Here is a 13,778-nt window from a genome sequence, read left to right as displayed (position 1 = left end):
AAAAAGCGCCCTTTAGTAGGGGCGCGTAAATAGTCAGACTAGCATTTCTTTTTGTCACAAGCACATCCTACAATGATTAGTAAGATGAACAAAACAACGATTAGCGCAAATCCAGTAGCTGGACGAGGATAGTAAGCGCCTGCTACAGTTGGCTGATAACCACATCCGTAACCATATCCGTACATATAAAATCCTCCCTTCATATTAAGCTAGTATATTCTATGATAAAAAGGGGTGAAGGGTTTGGGTAAATATAAAAATGTTTTCATTTTATTGCATGATACCAATCTAAATTCGTTAATGAAGGAAGACCAAAAAGACCAAAAAGAGCAGTATGTGCTTTTTATTGTTGTATTGTTGTAAGCGCTTTATAATCAGAATAATTAAATATGGCGAATAATTGAAAACGATAAATGTTGAATAGGGGGAATTGACATGAAAGCAAGTGTTATTTCCATTTGGAATCAATTATGGAGTTCACACCATCAAGCAAAGAAGTTACTAATGTTTTCTTTGCCGGTAGGCTCTAGTAAAAAAGCAATAGTTGAAAAAGAGAATGATGAATCCAATCATACAAATCAAAAACCACCTCAAAAATTAAATACGTCTCAAAAGGTAGGATTACTATTAGGGCCATTATTGTTTCTCGCTGTTGTTTTCTTCTTTTTCCCAGAAGGTTTGAGCTATGAAGGTAGAATGGTATTAGCGACAACGTTATGGGTCGCAACATGGTGGATTACGGAGGCCATTCCGATTCCAGCAACATCGCTATTACCTATTATTCTATTGCCAATCACAGGTGCATTAGATGGTGATACGGTAACAGCCTCTTATGGAAACCCGATTATTTTCTTATTCTTAGGTGGATTTATGATTGCCCTTGCGATGGAAAAGTGGAATCTTCATAAGAGAATTGCTTTAAATATTATTTCAGTAATTGGTACTAGTCCTTCAAAAATTGTTTTTGGTTTCATGGCTGCTACTGGTTTCTTGTCTATGTGGGTTTCAAATACAGCTGCTGTAATGATGATGATTCCAATTGGTACTGCGATTACGTATCAAGTAGGTCAAGCACTAAAGAATAATAATGATCATTTAGCTAAAGAAGCAGAAGAGAAGTTTTCAAAGGTTCTTATTTTCAGTATTGGTTATGCAGGGACAATTGGTGGTCTTGGAACATTAATTGGAACTCCACCTAATATCATTCTTGCAGCAACAGTCCAAGAATTATTTGGTGTACAAATCTCCTTTGCTAGCTGGTTATTCTTTGCATTTCCAATCGTTGTCATTTTGCTCATTAGCAGTTGGTTATATTTAACGAAGGTTGCTCATCCAATTAAGTTAAAAGAGCTACCAGGTGGTAAATTATTAATTGATAATGAAAAAGCAAAGTTAGGGAAAATGAGCTTTGAAGAAGCTGCCGTATTAGCGGTATTTACATTTGCGGCATTTATGTGGATTACACGAACGTTCTTATGGGAAGGTCAAATCATGACAATTCCAGGTTTAAATGATACGATGATAGCTATCATGGCAGCTGTGCTATTGTTTCTTATTCCTGCTTTGAGTAAAGGTGGTCGTATTTTAGACTGGAATGTGGCAAAAGATGTTCCATGGGGGATCTTACTGTTATTTGGCGGTGGGCTTGCCATTGCTGCTGGCTTTAGACAGTCTGGATTAGCAGATTGGATTGGAAGTCAATTAACTGTTTTAGAAGGGATTCACTTCGTTCTAATTATTATCTTCACAACAACATTAGTTTTGTTCTTAACGGAGATTACCTCCAATACGGCAACGGCTACAATGATCCTACCTGTTTTAGCGGCATTAGCATTAGCTATTAATGTTCATCCATTTGCATTAATGGTGCCAGCGGCTTTGGCTGCAAACTGTGCATTTATGCTTCCAGTTGGAACACCACCAAATGCAATTATTTTTGCGACAGGTAAAATTAAAATTATAGAAATGGTTAAGAATGGTTTCTGGATTAACATTCTTTCCATTATTTTAATAACGTTAGCTGTATATATCCTGCTTCCGTTATTATGGGGAATTGATATAACGGTTTTTCCAACAGATTTTAGATCATAATATTGCTGTAAAAAGAGTATGTGAGAAACTCATTGTAGATTCGTATAAAAAGGGAGGGGAGCTAGTTTTTTAAATATAAACTAGTACCTGTCCCTTTCATTCTTTTAGAGGGGAAGAAAATGAAATGAAAAAGACAACGTTATCTGTTATACCTGGAGATGGTATTGGTAAAGAAATTGTTCCTGCAACTTTGAAAATACTTGATACATTAGCTGAGATTGATGGAGGAATTCAATTTGAGTACAATCAGTATCCTTGGAGTTGTGAGTATTATTTAGAGCATGGTGTAATGATGCCAGATGATGGAATGACCAAACTTCAACAAAGTGATGCTATTTATTTAGGGGCGGTTGGAAATCCAAAATTAGTTCCTGACCACATCTCATTATGGGGGCTTTTAATTAAAATACGGCGTGAGTGTGAACAAGTTATTAACATTAGGCCAGCTCAGTACATAAAAGGGGTTAAATCGCCATTAGCAGAACCAAATGATTTTAACTTTCTTGTTGTGCGTGAAAACAGTGAGGGTGAATATAGTGAAGTAGGCGGTAGAATTCACAGTGGAAGTGATGAGATTGCGATTCAAAATGCTGTGTTTACGCGTAATGCGACGGAACGAACGATGCGGTATGCATTTGAACTTGCAAACAAACGAAATGGTCAATTAACTAGTGCAACGAAGTCAAATGGGATTGTTCATAGCATGCCGTTTTGGGATCAAGTCTTTCAAGAATTAGCTGGAGAATATCCAGATATAAAGACACAGAGTAACCATATTGATGCTCTAGCAGCATTCCTTGTTTCAAAGCCAGATCAATTCGATGTCATCGTTGCAAGTAATTTATTTGGAGATATCTTAACAGATTTAGGAGCTGCAGTGATGGGGAGTATTGGAATAGCTCCTGCTGCCAATATTAATTTGAATGGAAAATATCCGTCGATGTTCGAACCTGTTCATGGTTCAGCACCAGATATTATTGGGCAAGGAATTGCTAACCCGATTGGCCAATTGTGGACAGCAAAGATGATGCTCGATCATTTAGGTTTAGAGGAGCTTGGCGGCCTATTATTCCGCGCGATTAAAGAGACCATTGCCGAAGGGATAAAGACTAAAGACCTTGGTGGTACTTCAACAATGAATGAAGTCATTAATCATATTCATGCTAAAATAAAGTCATATTGATGGTCTGGCAACATGTAAAGCGTTGACTAGACGGTCCTTATAATTATATGTTAAAGGTTGTCTCAAAAGTTATTGCTTTTGAGACAACCTCTTCTTCTATGAGTCATAAATAGTAGTAAAGAAGGGATGCTTGTGATTGAACCAAGGACGAAAGCGTTCTGGAAAACAACGATTGCCTTAAGCATTGGCTCGTTGTTGATTTTTGCTAATGTTTATTTTACGCAGCCAATTTTACCGATAATCGCTGCAGAATTCCAAGTTTCTACACTTGCAGCTAATTTAACGGTATCGCTCGTGATCCTTGCTTTAGGCTTGTCATTAATATTCTATGGTCCTTTCTCAGATAGTATAGGTAGACGCGGTATTATGATTGTATCGATGGCATTAGCCACAGCAACGACTTTCGTTGCTGTTTTTGTTCCAACGTTCGAGATGTTACTAATTGTACGGATTTTGCAAGGGATTTTTTTAGCTGGGCTTCCATCTATTGCTGTTGCTTACATTGGGGAGGAATATTCAGCTAGGGCGCTTTCTTTAGCGATCGGAATTTACATAAGTGGAAATACAATAGGCGGCATGTTTGGCAGAGCATTGAGTGGCATTATAACGGATGTAGCTGGTTGGCGTGCTGCCTTTTTAATAATGGGGATCGTTAGTTTGATTTGTTTGATCCTTTTTATCTTGTTGTTACGCCCATCTCAACAATTTAAGAGGAAGAAGTTTAACTGGAGACAAATGTTTACAGATTATCATACGCATCTGTTAAATAAACAGTTAAGAATTGCTTATTTTATTGGTGGAATGCATTTTGCCATCTTTGTTGGACATTTCAGCTATGTGACCTTTCTATTGAGTAGTTCACCTTATTACTTACCTGCAAGTCTAATTGGGTTATTATTTCTAACTTATTTAGCTGGAACGATCAGTTCCCCTCTGTCTGGAAAACTTGCAGCAAGGTTTTCAAAGTCTAGGTGTGTTCAGATTGGAATTGTAATTATGGTCGTTGGTTTTTTATGTACGTTAGTACATAGTGTCACGTCTATTATTGTTGGTTTGCTCCTTAATTGTTTTGGTTTCTTCTTTGCTCATTCAACAGCAAGTTCTTGGGTAAGCAGTAGAGCAGCTACGGCTAAAGCTAGTGCTGCAGGGCTTTATTTAATTTTCTATTATATTGGTGGTAGTCTCGGTCCACTCTATTTAGAGCCTTTTTGGACATTGTATCATTGGGAAGGAATTGTTATCGGGTGTATTCTCGTTCTTCTTACAACGGGGCTCATCAGCTTACAAATGAAAAAAGTAGAGAGAAGTACAGCGTTGGAAGAAAATCTTAGAAAAACAAGCAACTTATAGTTTTCTCAAATGAAAAAGTGAAGATAGGTTAAAAGTTGTTTATACAATGAAACATTTCCTTTATAATTCAGATTATTAAAAATTAGATAAAACCTTCTAAGGGGGAGAAGCATGAACTATGATGTAATCATCATTGGTGCGGGTTCAATGGGAATGGCTGCAGGGTATTATTTATCAAAAACCGGCAAAAGGACTTTGTTACTAGATTCCCATAACCCGCCCCATCAAAAAGGCAGTCATCATGGCGAAACGAGAATCATCCGCTATGCCTATGCAGAGGGAGAAGAATATGTTCCATTTATTCTAAGAGCACAAAAGTTATGGATTGACCTAGAAAAGGCTAGTCGGGAGCAGCTATTTATGCAAACCGGTGTTCTTAATGTTGGAGATCTGCAGTCTGAATTCATCCAAAACATACTGTCTAGCTCACAAAAATACTCGCTCCCGCTTGAAATACTAAATGCAAAAGAGGTTCAATCGCGGTGGTCGGGTATTACATTACCAGATGCGTTTGTCGGTTGCTTTGAGCCAACATCAGGGGTGTTGAAATGTGAGGAGAGCATTAAAGCTTATCAATTTCTTGCAGAAGCGAATGGGGCTACGATTCGAACGAACAGCCGGGTCAAAGAGATTTTCAGTTGAAGGCAAAAAAGTGACGGTTCAAATAGACGAACAGGTTTTCCATGCGAATGCTTTAATTGTCACAGCCGGTGCTTGGTCGAAGGATTTACGTGAAATGCTAGGATTAGAGCTTCCATTAACACCAACTAGAAAGACCTTTGCTTGGTTTGACGCTGATGAAGCTCTGTATAATGATACAAAGTTTCCAGCCTTTGCATTTGAGACGAAACAAGGAATCTATTATGGCTTTCCTAGTATTGAAGGGGCAGGATTAAAAGTTGGGCGTCATGATGGCGGAGTACCAATAAACCCTGACAGCACAATTGAAAAATTTGGAGGAATGCCAGATGACCAAGCTGATTTGGTCCAATTCCTGAATCAATATATTCCCAAAGTAGGTGAATTAAACTACGGAAAAACGTGTATGTATACAGTCACTCCTGATGAAAAATTTATTATTGATCTTCACCCTAAGCACGAGAATGTCGCAATCGCAACAGGTTTTTCAGGGCATGGGTTTAAATTTAGTAGTGCAGTTGGACAAGCCTTAAGCAATTTAATTAGTCTTGGAAAGCATGATATAGACCTCTCTCCATTCTCAATTCAGCGTTTTCATAAGTAAATAAGGTTTCGGGGAAAAGAAAGAACCGCATGGAAGTATGTATCCATGCGGTTTAACTATTGTTCAGTATTTTATAGGAAAGCTAGGCAGACAGGATGTGGTACGTGAATCTCAACACCGGTTTTTGTTAGCTTTCCTGTAGCTTGATCGATGGAAAATTGAACGATGTTGCCTGAATCTTGATTAGCTGCCAGTAGGTAAGAAGCGCTAGGATCAATTGTAAAGTCTCTTGGAAACTCTCCACCTGTTGGCGTATGATCAACAAGTGTTAACTTTCCTGTATCTAAGTCAATTTTAAAGACTGCAATGCTGTCGTCTCCCCGATTTGAAGCATAAAGAAACTGGCCATCTGGCGAAACTTTCAGTGCTCCACCAATGCTTTCTCCCTCGAAGTCAGCAGGAAGGGAAGAGATGTATTGAAGTTCCGTAAAAGTGCTTGTCTCTGAATGATAAGCAAAGGCGATGACTTCTGAACTCAGCTCCCCATTCACATAAGCAAATTTGCCATTTGGGTGAAATTGAATATGTCTTGGTCCTGTTCCTGGACGGAAAGTGATTTCATTATGAAGTGAAAGTTGTCCAGCATTAGAGTGATAAAGAGCCATTTTATCTGTTCCTAAATCAACAACACATAATAATTTCTCATCAGGAGTTAACCCTGCGTAGTGAACATGTGATTTCTCTTGTCTCTCATGAGGTCCATTTCCTTTATGTTCCATGATAGAAACAGGTGAAGAAAGTTCACCGTTCTTAGTAATTTGATAAGAGATAGCAGTACCAAGATGGTAATTCGCTGAATAAACAAACTGATCACTAGAATCAACACTGACATGACAAGGTGGACTGCCAGGAGAAACATGTTTATTTACATATTCTAGTTGCCCTGATTCTTTCAACGAATAAGCTACAACCCCACCGTTCTCTCCGGATTTAATAACAGAATAAAGGTGTTTTTTACTATTGGAAATAGCCAAGTATGTAGGGTTATCTAGTTCTGCAGCTAGCTCAACTTCACCCATTTCTCCAGTAGATGGATGAAGTGTGAAGCGGTAAATCCCCTTACTATCTCCTTTTGTATACGTTCCTACATAGGCTGTTGTTTTAGTCATTGTCTATTCCTCCTTTTCTCTCCCTAACTATATCATACGTATGATCATCAAGTATAACGGAAATATGGTTACAAAAGGGTAAAATTACCATAAGGAATATTGCGCAGAACTTGACAATTTGGTTGACAAAGGATATAGTGTGGGTAGTTAGGGGGGGAATCATTTTGGATAAAAAATGCGCTGGAACCACAAAGGATGTAATCGATTCTTTTGCTGTCTATCTCTCTGAAAAAGGAAGATCTGAGAATACGATAAAAACGTATTGTGGAGTTATCCATTCATTTTGTAGTTGGTTGGAAGCACGTAATAAAAAGATTACCACTGTAAATCGAGAAAATATTCAATCGTATATTCACTATTTAGAAGCTGAGAATCGTAGTGTATCAACAATTAACAAAATATTCAACACACTTAACACGTTTGCCAAGTCACTTGGTCTACCTGAACTGACTGATTCGATTCAACGAACAACGAAAAGGATTGACTACGTAGCACCGGACTTTTTAAACGAAGTGGAACTTCAGGAATTATTAGAACGTACTAGAAGTGATAAAAGCAAGCGTAATGTAGCCATTGTTTACACGCTTCTTTACACGGGTGTTCGAGTTTCTGAGCTATGTGCGTTAAATAAGTCAGACATTAAGCTGAATACGAAAAGTCAAACAGGTCAAGTAGTCGTTCGTGCTGAAACGGGGAACGAACGAATCATTCCATTATCAAAAGAACTTGTCTTTAAGTTAAATGACTATCTTACATCACGTATTGATGATCATAATGCTCTATTTGTATCAAATTATCAGAAAAGAATTGCAACGAGAACTGTTCAACATATGTTAAAGCAGGAATATAACTTGCACCCGCATAAACTTCGTCATACTTTTTGTTATGACCTAGTAAGAAAAGGGGTTGATCTTTCAATTGTCGCACAGTTGTCGGGACATTCTGATGTAAATATAACAAAACAATATTTGAATGCAATTGACGAAAACGTCGGTTAGTTTGACCAAGCATAGCTCTAAATCTGAGAATCTATTTTTCGGAACTAGGGCTATGTTTGGTCTCTTTTTGTTGGCTTGGCATCTAGGAGAAAGCCTAAAAGTATAACCATTTTAGGGATAAAACCATACAATGTCATAGCTTTAATGAAATTGAGGTGGCATTGTGAGGAAAAGTAACCAAGAATCAGTTGTTATTAGACCACAAACTAGTAATCTAAACATGCAACAGATGTTTTGGTCAAATGTTTCAGTTGGTCACGGGAAAAATATGTTTCAACAATACAAAGATTATACACAAGAACCGGTGTTAGTAAGTAACACATTGTTTCAAAAAATGGTTGGCAAAATGATTACCTTAACACTGAGAGCAAATCGGCTAACGTTTCAAAATCAACAAGTTCAACCTATTTTTACAGGAAAGGTTGTTCAAGTAACAAATGGATATATTACCTTAGATTCCGTTTTACTGCAAAGTCCAAATCAAAAAGATTTTGCGTTTCCAAAGCCTCTTCATTTTCCAATTGAAAAAATATCTAATTTTAAAATGGAGGAGAAGAAATGAGAGGGAACACGAATCTTTCTAGTGGGACAGTCCGTCAAAAGTTTGTCGCAGATACATTGAAGGTGAATATTGGAAAAAGGTTGTTTATCTTGCTGCAGCCCTATCCTCATGCCATTATGGGAAAGATTGTTGCTGTTCAAAGTGATTTTGTGATACTCGACGTGAAACCGACACAATATAGTGGAATGACTGCGGGGCTTATTCATGTCAAAATAGAGGACATTGAAGCTTTCTACTTTGAAGATGAAGCATATAAACCGATAAATAAAGAGTAATTACAGGGGTCTCAAAAGGGTAAAAACCAGACATTTGAGACGCCCCCTATACATTTAAGAATCACTTTTTATATCTTCTCTAAAAAATAACGTACGAACACGTTGTATGAACCGGTGACTTCTCTTATGCTGCAAGTATGCATCAAGTAAAGCATCAAGTGAATCACGGTCAATTAAAATGACTTTATTTGCTCGAGCTTCAAGTTTAGCTGATTTTGTAAACTGGCGGTTGCTTACAACAATAACTTTAGAAGCTTGATACGTCGGTTTACAGGAAATAGCATCTTTAATCACAGTAGAGCCGACATTATTGGCTTGTCGTTTGAGAAAAACAATCGCTTTCTCTCCCTTCCTTCTTAGTATTAAATCTGCTTTCGATTTATACGTTTCTTTCATTTTGTTAACGGAGTAGCCTTGATTTTGAAAAATTGGTACGAGTAACTGCTGGAATTCTTGATCCGATATTTCATCTATATTCATAAAAGTTGCTGATCGGTGGGGAGAGAATATTTTGTATTCTTTAAATAAATACCAAATCCCTATAAATGTTAAAAGGGCTGCTAATGATAGCCCAAAAAGAGTAAAATCATAATTATATAGTTGGACCATGATATACGTCGTTAAGAAAAAAGAAATCGGTACAAATTTATTCGTATGTTTAGAAGACGACTTTGACATATGGATGGGCTCCTTTATAAACAATATTTTGATTTTGACTAGAATGATTAATTCTAGTATGCTCCTTATGGAAAAATTTATGTAAGATGACTACTATTAATCCAGATATAAAGTCCTGTGTTGCCGCAACTTAGCAAATCAATTTGGCCAACTTAAGATGTTAGAGTTATAATACATTGACAAAGTTTATTGCTTTTTCGCTTAAGAAATGAATCGATTAAACACCGAAGAAAGAACAAACTGTAACAGGGGGAGCACTTGAAGAAATGAGGTTCATTATCAATGTTTGATAAAAATTATTTATGGCTGACTCTAGGTTTAGGGTTGATCGTAGCTCTTTTTGTACTAGTAATTATCCTTAAATTAAGGAAGAAAAAATATGATGTTGGAAAAATTACTTTATCTGATATCGATAAGATGACAGGGCATGAATTTGAAGATTATTTGTATGTACTTATAAAATCATTAGGTTATGATGAAGTCTATTTAACAAAAAAGAGTCGAGATTATGGAGCTGATTTGCTCTTTCGTGATCGAGATCAGCAATTGACCGTTGTTCAAGCAAAACGTTTATCAGAAAAATTAGGGTTAGAAGCGGTACAACAAATTTATACAGCTCAAGCTTACTATCTCGCAGATAAGGCTCTTATTATTACCTCTGCAGAGCATAGGTCGGATCCATGTCGTAAACTAGCAAGTGCAACGAAAGTGAGAATTGTCAACCGAGACGAACTAAAAGAGCTAATTACATTGTTTAAACGTGGACGAGTTAACCAGGGGCAAGATCTGATCGAGGAGCCATTTGATCTCGTAGATTTTCAAGCTGAGGATAGTATAGAACAGCTCGAGGTGAAAAGAGGAATCGTGCAAGCTGGAGATTATTTTTACCGGACCTCTCAAAGAAGGCGGAAAGTTGGAGGGGAATAGGACAGCTCTTCAGATTCATAGTAATCACTATGGGGGTGTGCTATGATAAAAGGAATAGATTGGCAAATGGTTGCGTTTATTGGAGGGTCATTGCTTCAGGAATACCTTCGATTTCAACATTTACCACGTATTCACTATTTTGACGAAGACACAAAAGCAGAAGATGACGATGACCGGGCAGCCTGAAAGAAGCCCCTGGAAAAGGTGAGACCGTACCTTTTTTCAGGGGCTTCTTTGATTGTCTGGTCTATTTTTACTTGCAAGCACAAATCCTCATAAGGAAGGATCGTGCTTGGCTTTAAGTTAAGCTAGTGTTTTCGAATGAATCGTTTCACTTATCTTAGCAATAATCGCCTCAACCGCTTGTTCATCTTTTAATAAATCGTATTCCTGGATATTTAAGCGAAGAACCGGACAAGATGTGAAATTATTGATCCATTGCTCGTATCTCGTATGCATTTCTTCCCAGTAAGAGATCGGTGTTTTTTGTTCCATTTCACGGCCGCGCTCATGAATTCGCCCAATGATATTTTCGAGACTGCCTTCTAAATATAACAGCACATGTGGGTGGGGGAAGTATGGTGTCATCACCATTGCGTCAAATAAGGCAGTATATGTTTCGTAATCAACTTTTGTCATCGTTCCCTTATCCGCATGCATTTTAGCAAAAATACCGGTATCTTCATAAATTGATCGATCTTGGACGAAACCGCCGCCGGATTCAAATATACGTTTTTGCTCTTTAAATCGCTCAGCCAAGAAGTAGATTTGTAAATGAAAGCTCCAGCGTTCAAAATCATCATAGAATTTATCTAAGTAAGGATTGTGATCCACATTTTCAAATGAAGTTTGAAAGTTTAATGCGTGAGCTAAAGCTGTTGTCATCGTTGATTTTCCAACACCGACCGTTCCAGCTATTGTAATAATCGCATTTTCTGGGATGTTGTATTTAACACGTAGGTTCAAAGCGAGTCGCTCCTTTTTTAAATTCATTATCTAGCAATGAAAAAATAGTCGTTAAGTCCTTTTTGTTTTGTACAAAATCCATATCATCGCCATTTAACCGGATAATAGGCGTATCGGGGTAAAGAGAGGCCCAGTCGGACATAGCTGTTTCATAGTCATCAGACAATTGTGCTAGATAACGAGGGTCCATCTTTTGTTCCATTTCCCTGCCTCTTTTTTCAATCCGGTGTAACAAAGTAGGGAGGCTAGCATTTAAATAAATAATTAAATTTGGTTTTGGCATATCAACTGTAAGGATGTCATATATACCTCTGTATTTAGAATATTGATCTTTTGTAAGTGTTCGTTTTGCAAAAATAATGTTTTTATAAATATGATAGTCGGCTACAACCGGAATTTGTTGATCAATTTGCTTGCGTCTAATGTCCTCTAATTGTTTGTAACGGTTGCAAAGGAAAAACATTTCCGTTTGAAAGCTCCACTCTTCAATGTTCTCGTAAAATTTAGTGAGAAAAGGATTCTCATCAACTATTTCTTTAAGTAAATGGTACTGATAGTGCTCCGAAATGGCTTTGGCAAGGGAGGTTTTGCCTACCCCAATGGGACCTTCTACCGCAATAAAGGGAATGTCGTTCATGTTAACCTCCTTAAGAAATACAAGGGTTGCCCAGAAAGTCACTATTGGACTTTTTAGACAACCCAGAAATAGTACAGAGAGTCTCTATCAGTTGTACCGATAAGCCTACTGTAGTACTCGTCAATATTTAAACTAATTTTGTCGTCCATGATTCACAATTCCATACATCAGTCACTACATCTTGGTAGAATTCGGGTTCATGACTAATTAAGAGGATACTACCTTTATAAGCTTGTAAGGCTCGTTTTAATTCTTCTTTTGCATCAACATCAAGGTGGTTCGTCGGCTCATCAAGTAGAAGAATATTTGTCTCATTGTTAATCAACTTACAAAGACGCACTTTTGCTTTTTCACCACCACTTAAGACAATAATCTTGCTTTCAATGTGCTTTGTTGTTAAGCCGCATTTGGCAAGTGCAGCACGAACTTCTGCTTGTGTAAGTGATGGGAATTCTTCCCATACTTCCTCAATACAAGTTTTATCCGGTGATTTAGCTTCTTGTTCGAAATAACCAATCTCCTGGTAATCTCCCCGTTCAACTTTACCGGATAAAGGTGGATTGATTCCGAGAATACTTTTTAGTAAAGTTGTTTTACCAATTCCATTGGCACCGACTAAAGCAATCTTCTGTCCACGTTCCATTCGCAAATTTAATGGGCGAGAAAGTGGCTCGTCGTATCCAATTACAAGGTCTCTTGTTTCAAAGATGGTTTTGCTTGCTGTTCTCGCTTCTTTGAAGTTAAATTGCGGCTTAGGTCTTTCTTGAGCAAGCTCAATCATATCCATCTTATCAAGTTTCTTTTGACGGGACATCGCCATGTTTCTTGTTGAGACACGAGCCTTATTACGGGCAACAAAATCCTTAAGTTGAGCGACTTCTTGCTGTTGTCGTTTATAGGCAGCTTCAAGTTGCTGTTTTTTCATTTGATGGACTTCTTGAAAATGATCATAATCTCCGACATAACGATTCAGCTCTTGGTTCTCCATATGGTAGATCAAATTAATGACACTATTTAAAAACGGAATATCATGCGAAATAAGAATAAAAGCATTCTCGTATTCTTGTAAATAGCGTTTTAACCACTCAATATGCTGTTCATCTAAGTAGTTCGTTGGCTCGTCCAAGAGAAGGATATCGGGCTTTTCTAAAAGTAGTTTTGCAAGCAACACTTTTGTCCGCTGTCCTCCACTTAGATCTGTTACATCACGATCAAGCCCGATGTCGTCTAGTCCAAGACCGCGAGCGGTTTCTTCTACCTTTGCATCAATCGTATAGAAGTCATTATTTGTTAGTGTGTCTTGAATAATGCCAACTTCCTCCAGCATTTTTTCTAGTTCATCGGGAGACGCTTCTCCCATTTTGTCATACATCGCAGTCATTTCAGCTTCCATATCAAACATATATTGAAAAGCGCTTTTTAATACATCACGAATGGTCATTCCTTTTTCAAGAACAGTGTGTTGATCTAAATAACCAACTCGCACTTTCTTAGACCATTCAACTTTTCCTTCATCAGGCATTAATTTCCCTGTAATTATATTCATGAAAGTCGATTTACCTTCACCATTAGCTCCGATTAAGCCAATGTGTTCTCCTTTTAAAAGACGGAATGACACATCATGAAAAATGGCACGATCGCCAAATCCATGGCTTAAATTTTTAACCGTTAACACACTCATTGAAAAACACCTATCCTCTATAAAAGTGAGTACTTTTTTGCTTTTCTCATCTTATCATAAGAAAGGAGCGATGTCTTA

The 13,778-nt window shown here is 37.6% G+C and carries 14 protein-coding genes and 1 pseudogene; 9 read left to right on the top strand and 6 right to left on the bottom strand.

All coding sequences use genetic code 11. The annotated features are described in order from the left end of the window. Positions 1–38: 38 nt before the first annotated feature. On the bottom strand, positions 39–185 hold the full coding sequence (locus tag BkAM31D_RS17755) for a YjcZ family sporulation protein (RefSeq protein WP_169801159.1): 147 nt from the start codon (positions 183–185) through the stop codon (positions 39–41). Positions 186–435: 250 nt separating this feature from the next. On the opposite strand from BkAM31D_RS17755, the gene BkAM31D_RS17750 reads away from it, so the two are divergent. From BkAM31D_RS17750 to solA, 4 genes and pseudogenes are all read left to right on the top strand, one after another. Beyond that, complete coding sequence (locus tag BkAM31D_RS17750; protein ID WP_174521930.1) at positions 436–2,091, top strand: SLC13 family permease; 1,656 nt, start codon at positions 436–438, stop codon at positions 2,089–2,091. Between the two features lie 124 nt (positions 2,092–2,215). Beyond that, entirely contained in the window at positions 2,216–3,274 is a 1,059-nt protein-coding gene (locus BkAM31D_RS17745; RefSeq protein ID WP_066159055.1) for a tartrate dehydrogenase, read from the top strand. A gap of 132 nt (positions 3,275–3,406) precedes the next feature. Further along, positions 3,407–4,624 (top strand): MFS transporter, encoded by a 1,218-nt coding sequence (locus BkAM31D_RS17740; protein ID WP_066159052.1) that lies wholly within the window; start codon positions 3,407–3,409, stop codon positions 4,622–4,624. 111 nt (positions 4,625–4,735) lie between these two features. Continuing rightward, positions 4,736–5,867, top strand: a pseudogene (gene solA, locus BkAM31D_RS24895) (N-methyl-L-tryptophan oxidase). 71 nt (positions 5,868–5,938) lie between these two features. Here the strand turns inward: solA and BkAM31D_RS17730 are convergent. Continuing rightward, positions 5,939–6,976, bottom strand: coding sequence for a lactonase family protein (locus BkAM31D_RS17730; RefSeq protein WP_066159049.1), 1,038 nt, complete (start codon positions 6,974–6,976; stop codon positions 5,939–5,941). 164 nt (positions 6,977–7,140) lie between these two features. On the opposite strand from BkAM31D_RS17730, the gene BkAM31D_RS17725 reads away from it, so the two are divergent. From BkAM31D_RS17725 to BkAM31D_RS17715, 3 genes are all read left to right on the top strand, one after another. Beyond that, positions 7,141–7,974, top strand: a complete 834-nt coding sequence (locus BkAM31D_RS17725; protein WP_066159046.1) for a tyrosine-type recombinase/integrase — start codon at positions 7,141–7,143, stop codon at positions 7,972–7,974. A gap of 163 nt (positions 7,975–8,137) precedes the next feature. Next, positions 8,138–8,536, top strand: a complete 399-nt coding sequence (locus BkAM31D_RS17720) for a hypothetical protein (protein WP_084372448.1) — start codon at positions 8,138–8,140, stop codon at positions 8,534–8,536. Further along, on the top strand, positions 8,533–8,811 hold the full coding sequence (locus BkAM31D_RS17715; protein WP_066159042.1) for a hypothetical protein: 279 nt from the start codon (positions 8,533–8,535) through the stop codon (positions 8,809–8,811). Before BkAM31D_RS17720 ends, BkAM31D_RS17715 begins: the two co-directional genes overlap by 4 nt. A gap of 54 nt (positions 8,812–8,865) precedes the next feature. On the opposite strand, the gene BkAM31D_RS17710 is transcribed toward BkAM31D_RS17715, so the two are convergent. After that, positions 8,866–9,489, bottom strand: a complete 624-nt coding sequence (locus BkAM31D_RS17710; protein ID WP_066159039.1) for a restriction endonuclease — start codon at positions 9,487–9,489, stop codon at positions 8,866–8,868. 282 nt (positions 9,490–9,771) lie between these two features. Between BkAM31D_RS17710 and BkAM31D_RS17705 the strand changes: the two genes are divergently transcribed. Both BkAM31D_RS17705 and BkAM31D_RS23675 read left to right on the top strand, forming a co-directional pair. Next, on the top strand, positions 9,772–10,416 hold the full coding sequence (locus BkAM31D_RS17705; protein WP_066159036.1) for a restriction endonuclease: 645 nt from the start codon (positions 9,772–9,774) through the stop codon (positions 10,414–10,416). A gap of 42 nt (positions 10,417–10,458) precedes the next feature. Beyond that, positions 10,459–10,602, top strand: a complete 144-nt coding sequence (locus tag BkAM31D_RS23675; RefSeq protein ID WP_157076909.1) for a hypothetical protein — start codon at positions 10,459–10,461, stop codon at positions 10,600–10,602. A 117-nt stretch (positions 10,603–10,719) separates the two neighbouring features. Here BkAM31D_RS23675 and BkAM31D_RS17700 read toward each other — a convergent pair whose 3' ends face one another. The 3 genes from BkAM31D_RS17700 to BkAM31D_RS17690 form a co-directional block, all read right to left on the bottom strand. Then, positions 10,720–11,382 (bottom strand): deoxynucleoside kinase, encoded by a 663-nt coding sequence (locus BkAM31D_RS17700; RefSeq protein ID WP_066159032.1) that lies wholly within the window; start codon positions 11,380–11,382, stop codon positions 10,720–10,722. Continuing rightward, positions 11,366–12,019: a deoxynucleoside kinase gene (locus BkAM31D_RS17695; RefSeq protein WP_066159029.1), complete on the bottom strand. Its 654-nt coding sequence runs from the start codon at positions 12,017–12,019 to the stop codon at positions 11,366–11,368. The genes BkAM31D_RS17700 and BkAM31D_RS17695 overlap by 17 nt, the downstream gene beginning before the upstream one ends. Positions 12,020–12,146: 127 nt before the next feature. Beyond that, positions 12,147–13,700: an ABC-F family ATP-binding cassette domain-containing protein gene (locus BkAM31D_RS17690; protein WP_066159026.1), complete on the bottom strand. Its 1,554-nt coding sequence runs from the start codon at positions 13,698–13,700 to the stop codon at positions 12,147–12,149. Positions 13,701–13,778 lie beyond the last annotated feature (78 nt).

Origin of the sequence: Halalkalibacter krulwichiae (assembly GCF_002109385.1) — a bacterium.
Classification (GTDB): Bacteria; Bacillota; Bacilli; order Bacillales; family Bacillaceae_D; genus Halalkalibacter; species Halalkalibacter krulwichiae.
This window is presented reverse-complemented; position numbering and strand designations above follow the sequence as displayed.